General features: G+C 30.5%; 15 protein-coding genes. 6 read left to right on the plus strand and 9 right to left on the minus strand.

From position 1 onward, the window contains the following. Positions 1-8: 8 nt before the first annotated feature. The 9 genes from glgB to glgP are packed head-to-tail and all read right to left on the minus strand — an operon-like array spanning position 9 to position 13,250. The gene (glgB, locus tag DZ68_RS0107535) at positions 9-1,820 is read right to left on the minus strand and encodes a 1,4-alpha-glucan branching protein GlgB (protein WP_024788006.1); all 1,812 of its coding nucleotides are present in this window, start codon (positions 1,818-1,820) and stop codon (positions 9-11) included. Then, positions 1,817-3,250, minus strand: a complete 1,434-nt coding sequence (locus DZ68_RS0107540) for a glycogen synthase (protein ID WP_024788007.1) — start codon at positions 3,248-3,250, stop codon at positions 1,817-1,819. Before DZ68_RS0107540 ends, glgB begins: the two co-directional genes overlap by 4 nt. Further along, on the minus strand, positions 3,247-3,963 hold the full coding sequence (locus DZ68_RS0107545) for an ROK family protein (protein WP_024790949.1): 717 nt from the start codon (positions 3,961-3,963) through the stop codon (positions 3,247-3,249). Before DZ68_RS0107545 ends, DZ68_RS0107540 begins: the two co-directional genes overlap by 4 nt. After that, on the minus strand, positions 3,947-4,870 hold the full coding sequence (locus tag DZ68_RS0107550; protein ID WP_024791966.1) for a hypothetical protein: 924 nt from the start codon (positions 4,868-4,870) through the stop codon (positions 3,947-3,949). Before DZ68_RS0107550 ends, DZ68_RS0107545 begins: the two co-directional genes overlap by 17 nt. Beyond that, the gene (locus DZ68_RS0107555; RefSeq protein ID WP_024788010.1) at positions 4,863-6,593 is read right to left on the minus strand and encodes an alpha-amylase/4-alpha-glucanotransferase domain-containing protein; all 1,731 of its coding nucleotides are present in this window, start codon (positions 6,591-6,593) and stop codon (positions 4,863-4,865) included. Before DZ68_RS0107555 ends, DZ68_RS0107550 begins: the two co-directional genes overlap by 8 nt. Then, complete coding sequence (locus DZ68_RS0107560) at positions 6,593-8,359, minus strand: glycoside hydrolase family 57 protein (RefSeq protein WP_024790950.1); 1,767 nt, start codon at positions 8,357-8,359, stop codon at positions 6,593-6,595. Before DZ68_RS0107560 ends, DZ68_RS0107555 begins: the two co-directional genes overlap by 1 nt. Next, on the minus strand, positions 8,347-10,869 hold the full coding sequence (locus DZ68_RS0107565) for a sugar phosphate nucleotidyltransferase (RefSeq protein ID WP_024788012.1): 2,523 nt from the start codon (positions 10,867-10,869) through the stop codon (positions 8,347-8,349). Before DZ68_RS0107565 ends, DZ68_RS0107560 begins: the two co-directional genes overlap by 13 nt. 16 nt (positions 10,870-10,885) lie before the next feature. Further along, the gene (locus DZ68_RS0107570) at positions 10,886-11,158 is read right to left on the minus strand and encodes an isoamylase early set domain-containing protein (protein ID WP_024788013.1); all 273 of its coding nucleotides are present in this window, start codon (positions 11,156-11,158) and stop codon (positions 10,886-10,888) included. Then, the gene (gene glgP / locus DZ68_RS0107575) at positions 11,130-13,250 is read right to left on the minus strand and encodes an alpha-glucan family phosphorylase (RefSeq protein WP_024790951.1); all 2,121 of its coding nucleotides are present in this window, start codon (positions 13,248-13,250) and stop codon (positions 11,130-11,132) included. The genes DZ68_RS0107570 and glgP overlap by 29 nt, the downstream gene beginning before the upstream one ends. Positions 13,251-13,364: 114 nt before the next feature. On the opposite strand from glgP, the gene DZ68_RS0107580 reads away from it, so the two are divergent. The 6 genes from DZ68_RS0107580 to DZ68_RS0107605 all read left to right on the plus strand — a co-directional run bounded on the left by DZ68_RS0107580 (position 13,365) and on the right by DZ68_RS0107605 (position 20,316). Beyond that, positions 13,365-14,537 carry a glucose-6-phosphate isomerase gene (locus DZ68_RS0107580; protein ID WP_024788015.1) on the plus strand — a complete coding sequence of 391 codons (1,173 nt, stop codon included), beginning with the start codon at positions 13,365-13,367 and terminating at the stop codon, positions 14,535-14,537. Positions 14,538-14,610: 73 nt separating this feature from the next. Continuing rightward, positions 14,611-15,090, plus strand: coding sequence for a lipoyl(octanoyl) transferase (locus DZ68_RS0107585; RefSeq protein WP_156919585.1), 480 nt, complete (start codon positions 14,611-14,613; stop codon positions 15,088-15,090). Next, entirely contained in the window at positions 15,080-15,895 is an 816-nt protein-coding gene (gene lipA / locus DZ68_RS0107590) for a lipoyl synthase (protein ID WP_024788017.1), read from the plus strand. Before DZ68_RS0107585 ends, lipA begins: the two co-directional genes overlap by 11 nt. A gap of 10 nt (positions 15,896-15,905) precedes the next feature. Continuing rightward, positions 15,906-16,871 carry a 6-phosphofructokinase gene (locus tag DZ68_RS0107595; RefSeq protein ID WP_024788018.1) on the plus strand — a complete coding sequence of 322 codons (966 nt, stop codon included), beginning with the start codon at positions 15,906-15,908 and terminating at the stop codon, positions 16,869-16,871. Further along, positions 16,868-18,442 (plus strand): alpha-D-glucose phosphate-specific phosphoglucomutase, encoded by a 1,575-nt coding sequence (locus tag DZ68_RS0107600; RefSeq protein ID WP_024788019.1) that lies wholly within the window; start codon positions 16,868-16,870, stop codon positions 18,440-18,442. The genes DZ68_RS0107595 and DZ68_RS0107600 overlap by 4 nt, the downstream gene beginning before the upstream one ends. Continuing rightward, positions 18,439-20,316, plus strand: a complete 1,878-nt coding sequence (locus DZ68_RS0107605) for an acetate--CoA ligase family protein (RefSeq protein ID WP_024790953.1) — start codon at positions 18,439-18,441, stop codon at positions 20,314-20,316. The genes DZ68_RS0107600 and DZ68_RS0107605 overlap by 4 nt, the downstream gene beginning before the upstream one ends. The last annotated feature ends 15 nt before the right edge of the window (positions 20,317-20,331 follow it).

Here is a 20,331-nt window from a genome sequence, read left to right on the forward strand (position 1 = left end):
TAATAAAATTATATTATCTTTTTAAGATAAACTATACTAAAAGGCTCTAAATCCAGCTCAATTGAATATTCTCTGCCACAACATTCTTTACTAAAAGTTTTATAAAGTCTTTCTTTATCTTCTATCCATCCGCCAAATTTTTTGCTATTTGAATTTAAAATTTCTTTATATTCCCCATTAGGAGCACCTATTAAATAATTTTGATATTTTGCACCTGAGAAATTACATACTATTATCATTTTTTCATTTTTATTTTTTCTGATAAATGAAATTACATTTCTTTGATAATCAAGTTCGTTTATCCATTCAAATCCATCTGGGTTGCAATCAACCCATAAAGCTTTTTCATTATTGTATATTTTATTAAGCTCTTTTATTAAATTTTGAACGCCTCTGTGTTTCTCATATTTAAGTAAAAACCATTCAATACTCTCTTTATAAGCCCACTCTTTAAACTGCGCAATTTCTCCGCCCATAAATAAAAGTTTTTTCCCAGGATGTGCATACATATATGCAAAAAGCGCCCTTAAATTTGCAAATTTTTCTTCATAACTACCTGGCATTTTACCGATAAGCGATTTTTTACCATGGACCACTTCATCATGTGAAAGAGGCAAAATATAATTTTCGCTAAACATATATACAAAAGAAAAAGTAAGCTCGTGATGATGATATTGCCTGTAAATTGGCTCATAATCAAAATATTTAAGTGTATCATTCATCCAACCCATATTCCATTTGTATCCAAAACCAAGTCCATCTGGTTTTGTAACTGCTGGATAGGCAGTTGATTCTTCTGCTATCATTGTAATTCCTGGTACTTCTTCATAGCATGATTTATTAAGATTTTTTAAAAAGTGTATAGCATCAAGATTTTCATTTCCTCCATATTTATTTGGAATCCATTCATCTCTTGCATAATCAAGATATATCATAGAAGCAACTGCATCAACCCTAATTGCATCAATATGGTATTCTTTTAGCCAAAATATTGCAGAGCTTATTAGAAATGATCGAACTTCCCCTTTTTCATAATCAAAAATATGGCTTTTCCATTCTGGATGGTATCCTTTTAGGGGTGAAGGGTGTTCATATAAAGCTGTTCCATCATATGTAATAAGCCCATGCCCATCAACAGCAAAATGGCTTGGCACCCAATCAAGTATAACTCCAATATCATTTTGATGCATAATATCAACAAATTTTTTAAATTCTTCCGGCTTTCCATATCTTGCCGTAGGTGCGAAATACCCCACTGCTTGATATCCCCATGACCCATCAAATGGATATTCTGTTATAGGCATAAGCTCAATATGTGTATAGCCCATCTCTTTTACATATTTACTTAATGCATGTGCTAAATCTACATAATTATCATACTCTTTATTCCAGCTTCCTAGATGAACTTCATAAATGCTAAAAGGTTTATCAAAATTTTGATTTCTTTTTTTAAGCCATTTTTCATCATTAAATTTGTAATTATCTTCCCAAATAATACTTGCAGATTTTGGAGGTTTTTCAAAATATCTTGCAAATGGGTCTATTTTTTCCAATTCCTGATTATAAGCCCCGATTATAAAATATTTATATTTATCGCCTTTTTTTGCATTTTCAACAAATCCTTCCCAAAATTCTCCGTTTTTAGTTAAAGGATTTGCATTTTTGTCCCAATTATTAAAATCACCCATTACACTTACATTTTTTGCATGCGGAGCCCATACCCTGAAAAACACTCCGTTTTTCTTTATAAAACTCCCTAAATGTTTATAAAGATATCTGTGTGTCCCTTCTTTAAACAGATATAAATCAAGCTCTTTCATAATACCTCTTTATAAATTTTTTCATACTCTTTTGCACTTCTCTGCCAAGAAAATCTTTTTTTCATTCCTCTTTTTTGAATAATTTTATAATCATCAGTGTAATATGTATCAACAGCCCATTTTACAGTATTGCATAAAGCATCTTTTGAAGGCTCCCAGAATTTAAAACCATCACCTTCTTTTGTAAAAGGATTATAATTTTCAATCGTGTCATTAAGCCCACCTATAGCCCTTACAATAGGAGGAGTTCCATAACGCAGAGAATACATCTGATTAAGCCCGCACGGTTCAAAAAGACTTGGCATCAAAAACAAATCACTTCCTGCTTCTATTAAATGTGCAAGTTCATTATTATACCCTACCCATATCCTGAAATTTGGATATCTACTACTTACATCGCTAAAAAACCGCTCAGCCCATTTTTCACCACTTCCAAGGAAAACAAAATCTGCACTCAATCCTAAAAGCCCTTCCATAGCCTGTGCAATAAGTTCTATTCCCTTTTGTTTTGCAAAGCGGCTTACTAAACCTATTAGGCACTTTTTTTCGTTTTTCTCCAGTCCCATTCTCTCTTGAAGAGCTAATTTATTTAGTTTTTTAACTTCAATATTTTCAATATCATAATTAAAAGGTATCAGTTTATCTGTTTTTGGGTTCCATTCATCATAATCAACCCCGTTTAATATTCCAACAAGTTTATGAGAATGCGCTTTTATATGTTCTTCAAGACCAAATCCAAATTCAGGGGTCTGTATCTCTTTTGCATAGGTAGGTGAAACAGTTGTTATTTTATCAGCCGCTGCAATACCTCCTTTTAATAAATTTGTAAGACCCATTGCTTCAAATTCATACAAATTAAAATGCTTCCAGTCTATCATCAGGTAATTAAACGCTTCTTTACTACAAACTCCCTGATGTTCAAGATTATGAATTGTTAAAACGCTTTTACTTTTTGGAAAAAGCCAATTGTATCTATATTTAAGTAAAGCTGTACCACTTGCAGTTTGCCAATCGTTAAAATGAAAAATATCAACATCAAATTTAAGAGCAAGTGCAAGTTCAAATACAGCTATTGTAAAAAATATAAATCTTTTATCGTTATCAGGATATGAATATCCGTTATAATCAGTATATATTCCTTTTCTTCCAAAAAACTCCTCATAATCTATAAAATAGACTTCCACATTTGTATTAGGTAAAATACTTTTATAAACTCCAGCCCAAAGTGTCCCAAGACCTCCAACATGCACCCCTATACTAAATGGGAGTTTTTCTAAATTTGCTGGATTTATACTATAATATCTAGGCATTACTATTTTTACATTATGCCCTAACTTACTTAAAGCCTTAGGCAAAGCGGCACTTACATCTGCCAAGCCTCCTGTTTTGGCAAAAGGTGTAACTTCACTGCTTGCAAACATTATATTCATAACTCTTCCTTTGCTAAAATTTCGGCCCCTATTAACGAAGCATCTTTTAATTTTGTAATTTTAATTTCTACTTTATCAAAATTTGGAATATATTTTTTATCTATTTCAAATTTATGATGTAAATAATAGCCTCCTCCTAAAACAATAATTTCAGGATTAAATAAACTTGCCATAGTTCCAACTGCTTTATTTAAAGCCTCTTTATACTCTTGAAATTTACCTCCAATTTTTTCAATTTTAGAACTGGCATAAAATTCTAAACAATCATTTTTTCCACAAGCACAAACAAATTTAGTTTTTTTATAAGGAATATGTCCAATTTCCCCTGCTAAATTCATATAACCTCTAACTAATTTTCCATTTTCAATTATTCCAGCCCCAAGTCCAGTGCCTGAATAGAGTGCAACTAAAAATTTACTTTTCCAATATCTGCTCTCAGCAACTGCAGCACAATTTAAATCATTTTCTAAAATAAAAGGTATTTTTATATACTCTTTTAAATCAATGCTTTTTATATCGATATTTGGTGATGAAAGGATTTTGCCATTATCTACCTGTCCGGCAAAAGAAATTCCAAGTTTTGAAGGTTTGTATTTTTCAATTAAATTTAAAATCTCTTTTAAAACATCAATCTCTTTTGTATTTTTAACCTCAAAAATTTCTCTAAACTTATACCTGAAAAACGTCCCTCCTATATCAACTGCTAAAATCATCAAACGCCTTTTTTGCAATTTCAGGAGCAACTACATTCGTATAAATCCCGCTAAGTTCTCCTCCTGCTATATTAAATAGCCTTGGAAGTATTTCTATATTAAAATTAAACCACTCTCCTCCTTCTTCAAAAGGCAAAAAATTAAAAACAATATTAAAATCAAACTCCCCTATAATTTTTGGCATAATTTTTAGATATTCAAAAACTTCTGAAAGTTTATCTTCATCAAAATCATTTCCTCTTTTTTTACTAATTATCCTCACTTCAAAAGCAAATTTACTAGCTTTTGGCAAAAGCGCACAAAATTCATCATTTTCAAAAATTTTTAAATTTTCTATTTCTAAATACTTTTCAAAAATTGTTTTTGCATTTTCTTCAAAAAATCTTTTATATCTTTCAATTTCTCTTATTTTATTAATTGGAATAAGCGGAAGCGCTAAAATTTGTGTATGAGGATGAGGCTGAGTTGCTCCTGCTTTTATTCCCTCATTTTTAAAGCAGGTAAAATATTTTAATTTTTGATCTTTTTTTAAATCATAAAATCTAAATTTTATTGCTTTAAATAAATTTATAAATTCTTCTTTTTCAAATTCAAAAAATTTTATGTGTCTAGAAGTATCTATAATAATTTCGTGAGCTCCATAGCTTCCGGCTTCATATTCTTTAAAATAATATGGATTTTCAATTGCAAGACTTCTGAATTTATTAGGCACAACCCTTAAAACCCATTTGCCGTTTTTTTCAAATCTTAAAATATCCTTTTCACTCATATCTTCATTTCCCGGACAAAAAGGACAGATTTTTGGATATTTTGTTTTTATTTCATAAACCATATCAGGACGATGGAGTCTGTTTGGAGCAATTATTACATATTCATCTCTTAATAAATCATACCTTAAACTATTCAAAATAAATTTCTCCTTTTTTAGGATTTTCAATTACAATACTAACTCCTTGGATTGTTTCATTTAATCCGTTTTCTGTTAAATTGTATGTTTTAATTAAATATACAAAATATTTTGAGCTGTTAAATTTAATTGTGACTTTTCTTTTTGTATACTCATCAAAATAACTAAACTCATCTCTTTCAAATTCACCTTCTTCAATATTATAGTTTGAAAAATGCAAGTTAAATTCTAAAACGCACTCACCTTCAATTTCATACTCTATTTTTTTATCAAACAATCTAAATTTTTTACTGATTCCCTCTTTAGTATCAAAAATCAATTCATTTTCCTTAGACTTAACATAATATTCTAACTCTAAATAAGAAATTTCATTTTTTATAAGTTTATCTAAATTTATATTGTCTTTTTTTCTTAATACAAAAGAGTACCTGAAATAATCATCAAAATATATATTTTCAGGTTTTTTAATTTCCATTTCATGAATTGTTTTTACTTTTTTATTATCATCTTTTTTTTCTTCATTTAGTAAATGATAAAACTCTTTATATCTTTTTATGGTATTTAAAAAATTAAATTTATTTTTCCTATCATCAAATTCTATAAGTTCGCCACTACTATTAAAAACAAAAATTGAATTTTCAAAAACTTTTTTTATTTCCCTGTTTCCATCAAAATCAATATCTTTAATTTCACCTTTTAAATTATCACATTCAATTAAATACCTATAAGCATTATCCCTTAGATTTGGTAAATAAATTCCACCAAAAATCCCGTGCCAGTAAACATCGTTTGTCTGAAGCTTGTAATAACTCTCATTTTTAACACAACTTAACATCCTTTTATGCAGATAATTGCTTTCTTTATATTTATAAAAAAATCTTTTCCAAATACTCCCTTTTGCAAAGCGGCAGTGTTTTTTTTCTTTTTGAAGTTCAATTATATCATTAGCATCCAATGCCCATTCTGTCATCTCTTCATATGAGAGGTTTTCAATAAATGCATAATCTATTGGAGCGTTATTTTTATAAAATTCACTGAAATGCAAAGACTCATCAACTGTTTTTTCAATAAATTCTTTTAGCCATCCCTGTTTATAAACAAGTTTATTGGTTCCCGGCCAAAGACCGAATTTTTCTATATCATCAAACATAACAAGATTATTTTCAAGTAAATTAACAGCTTCATTCACCTCTTTAAAAGGCATTGCATAACGAAGTTCTTTTGAAATAGGAAAAAGTGCAAGTTTTTCAAACATACCTGTTAAATAATATCCATTTATTTCTTTATATCCGCTGGCTTTAAAATGATAATCATCAACAATTGCATATTCAATACCGCATTTTTTAAGTTCCCTTACTATTTCATCATCCCAAACCCTTTCAGTTAACCAAAGTCCTGAAGGAGTGGCATTAAAATTTTCTTTTAAAAATATATTCAATTTATGAATCTGATAAATTCTATCTTCACTTGGAATTGAAACTAAAATCGGCTCATAAAATCCGCCTGTAAAAAATTCAATATTGCATTTTTTTATATTTTCAAATACATCTGAATAATTATTTTTGATTTTTTCAAAAATCCAGCCGCTTGAATGAAAAGAAAATTTAAATTCGGGATATCTGCTAAGAAGCTCAAAAAAAGGGCCATAACATTCATTTACAGCTTTTTCTATAACATTATCAAAATTATCAACCGGCTGATGTAAATGTACCCCAAAAAGCATTATACAAACCAGTTTTTGTAAATTTCATTTATATCAAGTTTTATTATTTCACTTGGAAGAATCATTTCAAAATTTTTACTTTTTAAAATAAATTTTAAAAATTCTTTTTTTTTACCAACCGCTTCAATAATCTTTCCTTTTATATTTTTAAATCCTTCAAAAAGATAATTTGTATCATCGATTCTCAAATAAAGATTATTTTCATCAATCGCATAATATATTTTAGGTAAACTTGAAGCCAAAGCCCCAAAATTTTCTTCAATTTCTCCGCTTCCAACCCATTCAAAAAAATCGGTTTTTCCGTCTATTTTTGGGGTTAATAAAAACTTTTGGGGTTTAAAATACTGTTTTTTATTGAAATTTTTAATAAGCAGGTATGCGGGAATCTCCCTGTTGTGTTTTTTAAAAATATCAATTAGATAATTTCTGAATATTTCATCATAAATTTCATTTTGAATAGATGTATGCCCTTTTCCATACCACCAGAACCAGTCGCTCCCCTCGGCATATAAATAATTCTCATCTTCAGGAATTTCTTTTTTGGATAAAAAAAGCATCTCCCAAGCCCTGTTTTTCTCTTCGTCTCCGACCCATGTGTTAAAATCGCCGTTTATCCAGCTGCCTGGAATTATTTTATTTAGTTTTTTTGTTTTATCAACCTCATCAAAAAATTTTGTATTTTCATTTTCCAGCATCTGATAAAACTTATGCAAAAATTCATACGGTTTTTTGTAATATTCCCATGCATTTTCACCGTCTAAAATAACAGTTATATTTCCGCTTCTGCTTTCTATTTCTCTCTCAAAATGACTCACTGCCGCGTCAGCTTCAAAATATTTATAATTAAACCCTATCAAATCGCTTAAATATCTGTCTCTAAAAAAGAGTTTTACCCCTTCAAATTCATAAGGGGTATAAATATCATCAGCTACTTTTTTTAAAACGTCATCTCCGCTGAAAGTTATTTCAATCCCCTCTTCTTTAAAAGCTTTTATAACCTCTTCACTTATAGCCCCCTCAGCCGGCCAAAAGGCTTTTGGATAAACTCCAAAAAACTTTTTATAAACCTCTTTTGCTTTTTTAATATGCATAATTGCATCATCTTTAAGTGAAAAATAAATTTTTGGCAAAACGGCAAAAGGATTTGCTTTTTTTGCATTTTCCATATTAAATAAAAGAGGCAAAATTGGATGTGAAAAAGGTGTTGTAGTAATTTGAATTTTTCCGCTGTCTTGCAAAAATTTATAAAAAGGGATAATTTTTTTTACAAATTCCAAAAGATAAAAAACAAGCTCTTCTTTTTCTTCATAAGTAAAAGTATCTTTATTTAAATAATTTTGAATAAATTTCCTATTTTTAAGCTCTTCCCCGCACCATCCCAAAAGATAAAAAACCTCTAAATCATTAAATTCGCTATCACTCAAATCTTTTTTGTTAAAAAGCTCATAAAACCTCTTATACGGTTTTACCATTGTATCAACATAAACGCTTTTTATAATATTTAAAATAAAGTTTTTTTCATAATCTTGCAAATTTCTTTTAAGCAAAAGAGAAATAAAATAATCTTTTTTTTCGTCTATTTCGTTTAATTGTATTAATAATGAAGGTGTAAGATTAAAGCTTGTTTTTACATTGTATTTGCCTGCTATATTGGCCATATCGTAATAATCTTTAATTGCATGCAAAAAAACCCAGGGAAGATAAATTTTATTTTTATAGTAATAAAAAGGCTGATGCATATGCCAAAGAATGCTTATGCTATCCATTTATTTATCAGACCTTTATAATGTTCAAACATTTTTTCCCCTATTTCAGAATTTTCTGCCTGAATATAAATTTTTATATGTTCGCTTGTTTCATCAGGAATCAAAAGGACCCAGTTATTATCTTCTTCATAAACTTTAATTCCTCCGTTTTTTTTATATTTTTTATTTTTGGCAATTTTTAAAAACTCTTTCATCACTTTGCCTTTTTTAAACTGAGGGCATTCTATTTTTTCTTTTTTATAATAGAAATTTGTTTCGGTACTGGTAATCTCACCGAGTTTTAAGTCATGTCTTGTTAAAAGTTCCATTATTTTAAGTAGACTAAACATAGCATCCCTGTGAGGGGCAAATTCAGTAAATGCAAAATTTCCGTCAATTGTTGCTATTAAATCATATTCTTTTAATTTTTTATAATCAAAATTTGAATATTTGCCCCTTTTTATTTCTAAATATTTGAAATTTTCATCCATATAATCAGGGGCCCACATAGGCAAAAACACTTTGTATTTTTTATTTTGGAATTTTGCATCAATATTGAGTAAATTAAGAACTGCAATTAATGCTTTTATTTTATCAAGCACCTCCCCTTTTTCAGTAATTAAATTTAATCTTTGGCCGTGAGGGAAAATTATTGCACCCATATCAAATTTAAGTGAAGTAACAATTTTACTTATTTCTTCTTTTGCCCTGTCTTTATAATTATAAATATTTAAAAGTCTGTTTTCATCGGAATATGCATTCAAAATAATATTTTCTATTTTCATTTCATTCAATAATTTTGGAAACACTTCTTTTGTTATTCCAAACATTAAATCTATTACAATTTTAAACTCATTATCTTTGATTATCTGGTGATCAATTATTTCTTTTATTTTATTTTCATAATTATTGCAATATTCAAAAATATTTACATCAAAATCATGAATCATTCCTACATCACTGAATTCAACCCTTCTGAACTTTTCATTAAAATAATTTTTCTCCAATGCTTTTGATATGTTGGAATTAATTCTAAGACCAAATTCATTATAAAGAATAATTTCTATATCTCCGGGAGAACTTAAAGCAAGTCTGAAATACGCACCTCCCGCTATTTCATCATTAGCATTGACATTAAATCTGAGAACAGTCGGCGGAAGGGCTTTTAAATCAATTACATCGATTCCTGTTGATAAAAGACCCCCTACAAACGCTCTTTTAAGCATCCTCGCATTTCTTGTTTCATCCCTTCCAACCATTATTTTAGCGCCTTTTGGAAAAAGCGAACCGAACGCTTCTCCGAGTCTGCAGGCCATATCACAGCTTATTTCCGTATTTACTTTTCCTTTGGCAATTCCGTTTTCAAAAATTGCGTTTTTGAGTTTGGTGCCAAAAACAACATTGCTTGTTACAATGGAAGCCGGCTCAATTTCTTTATCCGGCCATATTGTCACATCTTTTTCAATACGTGTTAATTTGCCTATTTTTACATTTTCGGCAATTACACATCCGTTTTTAGCAACAACATCGTTTTCAATAACTGTATTTTTACAAATTACGCTGTAATCAAATACACAGTTTTCACCTATAGTTACATTTTCCCATATTACGGAATCCCTGATTTTGGAATTCATCCCTATTTTGGTATTTTTACCGATTGAGCAGTTTTGAAGTTTTACCCCTTTTTCCAAAACAACCCCGTCGTCAAGCACCACTTCTCCTACAATTTCTACGCTTTTATCGATTTTAGCTTCACCCATTAAATGTAAAATTCCATCAAGATATCTTATTCTGCGCCCTGGATAGTTATATTTTACTTTTCCATTGAATATATCTATATGAACATCTCTGTACGAATCCGGATTCCCCACATCCCTCCAATATCCTGTTGCAGTATATCCATAAAGTTTTATTCCTTCACTCATAAGTTTTGGAAACAGATCTTTTGAAAAATCAAAAGGGGTGTTTTTAGGGATATAATCAAGTATTTCAGGTTCTATTATATAAATACCAGTATTGATTGTATCACTAAAAACTTCTCCCCAGCTCGGTTTTTCTAAAAACTGTTCAATCTCCCCATCTTCATTTACTATTACAATTCCAAACTGCAAAGGATTATTTACCGTAGTTAATGTAATGGTTAATTTTGAATTTTTTTCTTCATGAAAAGCAAAAATTTTTTTCAAATCAAAATCGGTAACCAAATCCCCGCTAATTATTAAAAAAGGTTTTTTTAAAAATTCTTCAGCCTTTTTTACAGCCCCCGCCGTTCCATAATCACTGTCCGGCAAAACATAATTGATTTTAACACCCCATCTGCTCCCGTCACCAAAATAATTTTTTATAACTTCTGGTTTATAATAAAGCAAAATCACAACTTCTTTCATCCCAAAATCCACCAGTTTTTCTAAAATATGTTCCATCATAGGAATATTTGTTACCGGCAGCATAGGTTTTGGGGTTGAATGTGTTAAAGGTTGAATTCTTGTACCAAACCCCCCCGCCATAATAACCGCTGTATATTCTCTCATTCTTTCTCCTTATAATTCATAATTTCAATACAGAATTTTCAGAACCGAACGGTGAATTTATTTTCTCACAATTTTCGTCATTCAGCCATTTTCCGTCTGCCAAATATCCAAATTCATAAGTCTGATTAACAGGAAGCGATTTTCTTATATAAAAGCTTCCGTCTTTTTTTCTTTTCATAGGTTCTTTTTCCCACTTATTCCAGCTTCCCATTATATAAACCTCATTTGCTTCATTATTAAAATAAAAACTGACCCATGCTTTATTTTTTCTTTTTTTTATCTGTATCATTTTCCCTCCTTAAATTTGTTGAGATTGGCAAATAAAATTTGTTTAAATAATCTTTCATCATACGTCTTGCGGAAAATTTGGGTGTAATTGATTTTATTGCCTCTTTTTGAATCTGAATCCATTTTTTTGAATATACGCTGTCGTCTCTGTCATAATATAGTTCGGCGATTTTTTCCAGATTTTCATAAATACTTTCAGCATCTTTTACATCATCGCTTGACTCACCCCCTATAACAAACCCGTTTTTGCCGTTGTATCCCTCAGGCCACCATCCGTCAAGTGTAGATAAATGAACTGTTGCATTAATCCCGGCTTTCATTCCGCTTGTACCGCTTGCCTCAAGCGGCAAAAGGGGATTATTAAGCCAGATATCACTGCCTCTTATTAAATATTTTGCAATTTCTTCATTATAATCTTCAATAAAAGCAATTCTCCCCTTGCTTCTCGGGTCTTCACAAACTTTAAAAATTCTTTGAATTATCTGTTTTCCTGGGGTGTCGGCAGGATGCGCCTTTCCGGCAAAAATAATTTGAATCGGCTTTTTAGGATTATGAATAATGGAATAAAGCCTTTCAATATCTTTCAATATCAAATCAGGTCTTTTATAGCTTGTCATTCTTCTTGCAAAAGTAATGGTTAAAATATCACTGTCAAGCAATGCGCCCTCGGCTATTACAACTAACGGGTCAGCGCCGTTTTCCCACTTATTTCTATCTTTTTCATTAATAAATTCAATCATATCTATTTTATATTTTTGATGCATTTTCCAAAGTTTTTTATCATCTATTTCATCAACCATATCAAAACAGTTTATATCATCCTGTATTTCAAGCCAGCTTCCTATTATCTCATCATAATGTTTATACAAATCATAGTTTATCCATGTGGGAATATGTATCCCGTTTGTTACATAATCTATTTTTTTATTTTTTTTAATTAAAAAATTTTTCCAGATATTTTCTGTTACATTTTTATGTTTTTTTGATACCGCATTAATATTATTGCTTAAACTCATGGCTAGTATCGTCATATTAAATCCATGAGGATTATCCGGATTTATTCCAAAAGAAAAAAATTCATTTAAATCCATATTAAGTGTTTTTACATAATCTTTAAAATAACTGCCCACATTTTCAAAAGAATATATATCTGTTGCAGCGGCAAGAGGCGTATGAGTCGTAAAAACAGAAGTCTGTTTTACTTTTTGTATAGCTTCTTCTTTACTAAATCCCTGATTTATAAAATACCTGATTCTCTCAAACAGCGCAAATGCTGGATGACCCTCATTTAGATGTAGAATTGAATATTTAATACCCAGTGCTTCAAGAACTGCATAGCCGCCTATTCCTAAAACAATTTGCTGACGTAGCCTCTGATTCATATCGGGGGTATAAAGATGAGAGCTTATTCCCCTGTCCCACGGTGAATTTTGCTCTATATCGGTATCCAAAAGATAAAGTTCAACTTTTCCTACATTTACTTTCCATACAGCCGTATAAATCGGAGGGTCTATAAAAGGGACCTGGATTATTAGCTGTTTCCCGTCTTTATCCATAACCCTTTCAATTGGCGCTTCATCTTTATTGATATTTTGATTTTCACTGTTTTGCCATCCGTCACTTCCTATTACCTGTTTTAAATAACCGTTTGAATACATAAATCCTACACCTACAAAAGGCAGATTCATATCGCTTGCCTCTTTTAAAATATCGCCGGCCAAAAAACCGAGGCCTCCGCTGTAAATAGGGATAGAATGATGCAAACCGAATTCCGCACAAAAATAAGCCACTGGAAGGGTATTTTCATCTGTATAAATTTTGGAAGTATTTAAATAATCTTTAAAAAGCGCCGAAACAAGATGATATTCTTTCATAAATTCTTTATTATTTAAAAGAGTTTTAAAATCATTATCATCAAGCCTATTAAGAAGGGAAATAGGATTATGATCTAACTCTTCCCATAAATATGGATCTATTTGTCTAAATAATTCCCTTGCCCTTGGATTCCAGCTCCACCAGAGATTAAGAGCTATTTCTTTAAGATTTATAAGTTTCTCAGGAAAATTTTCAAGTAATATGTTTTTTGTTTTCATTTTTTTCCTTTTGGAAATTATAACTCAGTTTTGCTTAATTTTCGCTTAAAATTTACTCAAAGTTTATAATAAGTGATATAATATTTTTAAATTATATGATTGAAGGGGCGTTCAATGAATTACAGTTTATTTTTTGATTACGACAATAAAAAGTTGGAGCAAAAAGCGTATGACAATATTTTAAAAGAATTTGAAAGCAGAGAAATAGGATATTACCGTCTGCCTGAGCATTCTCAAAAATTTTTGGATATTGACTTTGGCGCAGAATATAATGAAGTGGTTGTAATAGGAATAGGCGGAAGCTCCCTTGGGGCGAAAGCTATTTACAATATTTTTAAAAGAAAACTGAAAACAATGATTTTTCTTGAGAATCCGGACCCTGTGGACATTGAAGAAAAATTAAAAGAAATAACTAATCCTCTCTTTTTTGTTATCTCAAAATCGGGAAAAACAATAGAAACAATTTCTATTTTTAAAGAAATAATAAAAAAATTCAATTTAGGTAAAAATGCAAAAAATTTAAAAATAATAACCGACGAAAATTCTCCTCTTGACAAATTCGCCAAGAAATGGAATCTGGAAACATTTCATATCCCGAGTAATGTAGGCGGAAGATTTTCCGTGCTAAGCGCAGTGGGAACTGTTCCGCTTAAAGCCGCCGGGCTTAATGTAAAAAATCTGCTTGAAGGTGCAAAAGAATTCAGGGAAAAATTTTTTCAAAAAAAAGAATGGCATTTAAACAAAAAAGCCGCCTTTTATGCCCAAAATTATCAAAAATATCCCATAAATGTAATGTTTGCCTATTCCAATATGCTCTCTTCATTTAAAGACTGGTTTGTTCAGCTGTTTGGCGAATCTTTGGGAAAAGACGGCAAAGAGATAATGCCGGTAGGTCACATAGGAAGTATAGACCAACACTCATTCTTACAGCTTTTGATGGAAGGTATGGGCAAAAAAACACTTACATTTGTAAAAATAGAAAATTTTCAAAGCAAATTAACAATTCCTGATATTAATCTGCCTTATTTAGAAGCAACAGATTTTGTAAATGCCCATACATTTAACGAACTGATAAACAAAGAATGCGACTCCACGCTTGAAGCACTGCTTAGTAAAAATTATCCGATAGATTTAATAACAATTTCACAAATAAATGAAAAAAATGCGGGAAATTTAATAATGTATTATGAAATTTTAACAAGCGCCATAGGAAGCCTGCTTGGAATAAATACATACAATCAGCCGGGAGTGGAACTTGGAAAACAAATTCTCAGAAATAAATTTTAAAGATTTAGGATTACTAAAATATAATAAGTTTTTATTATTACAGGAGAAGTTAACTTCTTTAAAAGAAAATTTTTTGCTTTTTGCAACACATTATCCTGTATATACTGTTGGAGAAAAAGAAGCAAAACTTTTCCCTTTTGCCACCCCCGTTAAAAGAGGCGGCAGCATTACATATTTTGACGAAGGGACATTGATGCTTTATTTTATATTTAATGTAAACAACCCCCCTTTGTTTTTTAAAAAAATAAGAACAGTTTTAAACAAATTTTTCAATAAATTTGACAAACCCGTTTTTTATGACAAAAAAAAGCCAGGATATTACATTCAAAACAGAAAAATAGCGTCCCTCGGGTTTCATTATGAAAAATGCCGCTCAAATCACGGGATTTCCATACACATAAATCCAAATTTAGATAATTTCAATAAAATAAATCCCTGCAATTTAAAAGGAATAAAAGCCACATCCTTTAAAAATGAAGGAATTGACATTTCAATTGAAGAAGTAAAAAAAGATTTAAAAAAAATAATAAAAGAAGTTTTCGATGAAGCCTAAAGTTACAGCCCCAAGCAAAGAGGTAATTTCAACTACAAAAAACATTATCGATAAATACGGCGTTAATACCGTCTGCTACTCTTCAAAATGCCCGAATATAAGCGAATGCTTCGCAAGAGGCACTGCCACTTTTATGATTTTGGGAAATGTATGCACCAGAAACTGCAGATTTTGCGGTGTTAATAAGGGAAAGCCTCAAAAAATCAATGAAGCTGAGCCTGAAAAAGTAGCAAACGCCATAAAAGAAATGAAACTTAAATATGTCGTAATAACATCGGTTGACAGGGATGATTTAGAAGATTTTGGAAGCATTCACTGGCACAGGACAATTGAAAAAATAAAAGAAATTAATCCTGAAACTAAAATAGAAGCTCTAACACCTGATTTCAGAGGTGATATAGAGGCTTTATCTTTATTAGCTACTTCAAGTGCAGATAAATTAGCTCATAATATAGAAACAGTAAAAAGACTCCATAAAAAACTAAAGCCTAAATCATCTTATGAATTATCTCTAAAAATTCTTAAATTCTATTCAAAATACAAAATAACAAAATCTTCTTTAATAGTAGGATTTGGTGAGGATTTTGAAGAAATTGAAAAAACATTAATAGATTTACAAAATGCAGGAGTTTCTCAAATTACAATAGGCCAGTATCTTCGTCCCTCACCTCATCATTATCCTGTGAAAAAATATTATTCTCATGAAGAATTTAAAATTCTTGAAAAATTGGCTTACTCAATAGGATTTGAAGCGGTTGCAAGTGGTGAATTAGTTAGAAGCAGTTACTATGCAGATAAATTATAAGGAGAAAAAAATGAATATAGCAATTTTATGCAGCGGAGGAGATTCCAGCGGTATGAACAATGCCATTAAAAAATTTGTTGAATATTCTTATGAATTAGGCTTTACACCATATTTTGTTTACAGAGGTTTAGAAGGCTTAATTGATGGAGATATAAAAAAAGCTTCTTTTAAAGATGTAAGCGGAATTATATATAGAGGCGGAACAGTTATAAAATCCGCCCGCTCAATTAGATGGTATGATAAAAATTACAGAAAAAAAGCCTTTGAAAATATTAAAAAGCATAATATAGACGCACTTGTAATTTTGGGGGGTGATGGAAGTTTCAGGGCTTTGAATGTTTTTTATAACGAATTTAAAGTTCCGTTTATGGGAATACCTGCCACAATTGACAACGACATACCTTTAAATGAATACTCCATCGGGGTGGATACTGCTTTAAATATAATAAGAAACGCCGTCGATGATATAAGGGATACGGCAAGTTCATTCAGCAGGGCTTTTGTAATAGAAACAATGGGAAGGGAGTGCGGATATTTAGCACTGACCAGCGCTGTTGCAAACGGAGCTGAAATGTGCTTGATTCCAGAAGAGGAATATAATCTCGAAAATCTTAAAAAAAGATATTTAAAAGAAATAAAAAACGGAAGAGATTATTTTATAGCGATTATTGCAGAAGGACTTAAAATAAGTGAAAAAATAAAAGAGTGGTTTGAAAAAGAAATAGGTTTTGAAAGTCGTCTAACTGTTTTAGGACATATTCAAAGAGGCGGAAGCCCTACTGTAATTGAAAGACTAAGAGCCTCTGAATTTGTAGTAACTGCACTTGATAATATAAAAAACAACCCAAATAAAATTGTTACTTATTTTGATGATAAATTTATTTTAAGAGATTTAGAAGAAATTGAAAGCTCAACATATTCACTTGATAAAAAACTTCTAAAAATAGCATATCCATTAATGGGAGTTGAAAAATGAAAACAAATATACCTAAACTTATTTCAAACTATTTTTATCTAAAACCAAATCCAAAAGATAAAAATGAAAGAGTCTCATTTGGTACAAGTGGTCACAGGGGAAGTGCAAATAATAAAACATTCAATGAAGAGCATATTTTTGCAATTGCTCAGGCAATTGCCGATTATAAAAAAGAAAAATCTATTACAGGAGCGGTATTTATAGGGAAAGACACCCACGCACTTTCTACTCCGGCTGAAATGAGCGCTATAAGGGTACTTTGCGCAAATGACATAGAAGTTGTAATAAATAACGATTACACCCCTACTCCTGTAATTTCACACACAATAATTGAGCACAACAAAAAAAATAAAAACTCGGACGGAATAGTTATAACGCCTTCGCATAACCCCCCGGAAGACGGAGGATTTAAATATAATGCCATAAACGGAGGCGCAAGCGAAACAAATATAACAAAAACAATAGAAAAAAAAGCAAATTTTTATTTGGAAAACAAAAATTATAAAACAATAGATTATGAAATTGCACTCAAAAAAATAAAAACAGACGATTTTATAACGCCTTATGTTAAAAATTTAAACAAAATAGTTGATATGGACTTAATTAAAAATTCAAAATTAAAAATAGCTGCAGACCCTCTTGGAGGAAGCGCAATTCCCGTATATAAAAAAATTAATGAAATCTGGGGGGTCGATTTTGATATAAAAGATGGTGAAGTTGATTTTACATTTTCATTTATGCCTTCTGATAAAGACGGCAAAATAAGAATGGACTGCTCAAGCCCTTATGCTATGAAAAATCTTTTAAAACTAAAAGACAATTATGATTTAGCCTTTGGAAACGATACCGATTCAGACAGACATGGAATTGTAACTCCTAAAGGAGGACTTATTAATCCAAACCATTATTTAACAGTTGCAATGTGGTATCTTTTTAAACATAGAAACTGGCCAAAACATTTGAAAGTAGGAAAAACAGTTGTAACTTCTTCTATGATTGATAGAGTTGCAGATTCTCTTGGCGTGGAAGTTTATGAAACACCTGTGGGATTTAAATATTTTGCAGAAGGTTTATACGAAGGACAGCTCGGATTTGCCGGAGAAGAGAGTGCTGGGGCCAGCTTTTTAAGATACGATGCAAGCCCCTGGAGCAGTGATAAAGACGGTATAATAATGAATCTCCTTGCAATAGAAATTATGGCAAAAACCAAAAAAGACATTGCAGATATTTATTCTGAATTTGAAGCAGATTTTGGCAAAAGCTATTATAAAAGAATTGACGCCCCTGCTACAAAGAAACAAAAAGAAATTTTAAAATCAATTACACATTTAAATATAAAAACACTCGCCGGAGAAAAAATAGAAAAAATCTATACAAAAGCACCTGGTAATAACGAACCTATCGGAGGTATGAAAATTGTAACGAAAAATTCATGGATGGCGTTTAGACCGAGCGGCACGGAGGATATTTATAAGATTTATGCCGAAAGTTTTATATCAGAGGAACATCTTGAAGCAATTATAAAAGAAATTCAAGAAGAGTTGCAAAAAATATTTGAGGAATTAAAATGAATCTAATACAAAAATATAACATCCCCACTCCAAAAGAAAAAAGAGTAAAAATAAATGAAATTTTAAGCTTTGATACATTTCCTTGTGTTTTAAAAATAGATTTACCTGTTCATAAAAGTGATATTGGAGGGGTAATTACAGATATTCAAAATAATGATGAATTAAAAAAAGCAAAAGAAATAATTTTAAATAATCTTAAAAAACACGATATCTCTTTTGATGAAAATAGTGAGTTTTTAATTCAAGAAGAAGTTAAAGGAATTGAACTTATTATCGGCGGGAAATTTGACGGAATTTTTGGAGAGGTTTTAATTTTTGGAAGCGGAGGGACATTAGTAGAAATCGAAAAAGACATAACTTATATTGACACAAATGCGGATGAAAATGAAATAACAAAGGCAATTAAAAAAACAAAAATTTCAAAAATATTTCCTGAGTTCAGGGGCAAAAAATATAATTTAGGCGCTGTAATAGATGTAATTAAAAAACTTCAGATTATGTTTAACAATAAAAATATAACAGAATTTGACATAAATCCTTTAATCGTAAATGAAAAAGGTGCAATTGCAGTTGATGTAAGAATAAAAGAAGGTAAAAAAAATAAAAAAACTTTTTATTCTAAAAAACACTCAATCTTTAAAAATGAAAATATAGCAATATTTGGGGCAACCGACAAAGAGGAGAAAGTCGGATACGCAATAGCCAAAAATGCACTAAATTCAAAAGCAAACATCTATTTTGTAAACCCTCATTTAAACACCCTTTTTGACAAAAGAGTTTATAAATCAATTGACGAACTACCTCCTATTGATACTTCTGTAATTGCAATTCCTACCAAGTTTGTATTAGACACAGTTGAAAAAATGGCATGTAAAGGCTGTAAAAATTTTATAATTATTTCTGCCGGCTTTAAAGAAATTGGAAATATTGAAGCTGAAAAAAAATTAAAAGAACTGGCAATAAAATATGATTTAAACATTGTAGGACCTAACTGTCTCGGAATTTACAACGCTGATAAAGAACTTAATTTAACCTTTGCAAAAAGCTCAATTTATAAAGGGGATATAGGGCTTATTTCCCAGTCAGGTGCGGTTTTAACTGCAATTATGGATAAAGCTGCCCAAAATAAAATAGGATTTTCCCATATTATTTCAATGGGAAATATGGCTGATTTTAATTTTGCAAATGCCATAAATGAATTAAATAATCAAAAAAATTGTAAAACAATTTCAATTTATGCTGAGGGTATTCAATACGGAAAAGAGTTTTTAAAAGCTATTAGGAACTCAAAAAAAGATATTTTAATTTTTAAAGCAGGAAAAAGCAAAGCCGCCAAAAAAGCTGCATTTTCCCATACAGGAAATTTAGCAGGAGATTTTGAAATGTTTAAAATTTTAAGTGAAAATGCAGGAGCTGTATTTAAAAACTCTATTGAGAGTTTAATTTATTCGCCGGAATATAAGGCAAAAGAAGTAATTATCGTTACAAACGCAGGAGGTCCTGGAACAATTCTTACCGATTTGGTAAGTCAATACGCTAAAATTAAAGAACTCGATAAAAAAACAATTGAGAAATTAAATAAAGTGCTTCCTCCTACCTGGTCTCACAACAACCCTATCGATGTAATAGGAGATGCGACAGATGAAAGGTACAAAGCAGCCCTTGAAACAGTAAAAAATTTGGGCGATATTATTTTTGTAATTATAACCCCTCAATATATGACGGATGCTTTATCTATTGTAAAAATTTTAAACAATGACAAATATATTCCTATACTGCTTGGAAAAGAAAGTTTTCTTGATACAATAAATTATCTTGAAAATCAAAACAGACTCTATTTTACTTCGCTTGAAGAGGCGGCAAAAATATTATAATTAAGTTCATTTTAA

Origin of the sequence: Lebetimonas sp. JS085 (assembly GCF_000523295.1) — a bacterium.
Lineage (GTDB): Bacteria > Campylobacterota > Campylobacteria > Campylobacterales > Nautiliaceae > Lebetimonas.

What these genes read in the sequence shown, in the direction of transcription:
- glgB (WP_024788006.1), bottom strand. Translation starts at nt 1,820, where the DNA reads ATGAAAGAGCTTGATTTATATCTGTTTAAAGAAGGGACACACAGATAT.
- DZ68_RS0107540 (WP_024788007.1), bottom strand. Translation starts at nt 3,250, where the DNA reads ATGAATATAATGTTTGCAAGCAGTGAAGTTACACCTTTTGCCAAAACA.
- DZ68_RS0107545 (WP_024790949.1), bottom strand. Translation starts at nt 3,963, where the DNA reads ATGATTTTAGCAGTTGATATAGGAGGGACGTTTTTCAGGTATAAGTTT.
- DZ68_RS0107555 (WP_024788010.1), bottom strand. Translation starts at nt 6,593, where the DNA reads ATGCTTTTTGGGGTACATTTACATCAGCCGGTTGATAATTTTGATAAT.
- DZ68_RS0107560 (WP_024790950.1), bottom strand. Translation starts at nt 8,359, where the DNA reads ATGGATAGCATAAGCATTCTTTGGCATATGCATCAGCCTTTTTATTAC.
- DZ68_RS0107565 (WP_024788012.1), bottom strand. Translation starts at nt 10,869, where the DNA reads ATGAGAGAATATACAGCGGTTATTATGGCGGGGGGGTTTGGTACAAGA.
- DZ68_RS0107570 (WP_024788013.1), bottom strand. Translation starts at nt 11,158, where the DNA reads ATGATACAGATAAAAAAAAGAAAAAATAAAGCATGGGTCAGTTTTTAT.
- glgP (WP_024790951.1), bottom strand. Translation starts at nt 13,250, where the DNA reads ATGAAAACAAAAAACATATTACTTGAAAATTTTCCTGAGAAACTTATA.
- DZ68_RS0107580 (WP_024788015.1), top strand. Translation starts at nt 13,365, where the DNA reads ATGAATTACAGTTTATTTTTTGATTACGACAATAAAAAGTTGGAGCAA.
- lipA (WP_024788017.1), top strand. Translation starts at nt 15,080, where the DNA reads ATGAAGCCTAAAGTTACAGCCCCAAGCAAAGAGGTAATTTCAACTACA.
- DZ68_RS0107595 (WP_024788018.1), top strand. Translation starts at nt 15,906, where the DNA reads ATGAATATAGCAATTTTATGCAGCGGAGGAGATTCCAGCGGTATGAAC.
- DZ68_RS0107600 (WP_024788019.1), top strand. Translation starts at nt 16,868, where the DNA reads ATGAAAACAAATATACCTAAACTTATTTCAAACTATTTTTATCTAAAA.
- DZ68_RS0107605 (WP_024790953.1), top strand. Translation starts at nt 18,439, where the DNA reads ATGAATCTAATACAAAAATATAACATCCCCACTCCAAAAGAAAAAAGA.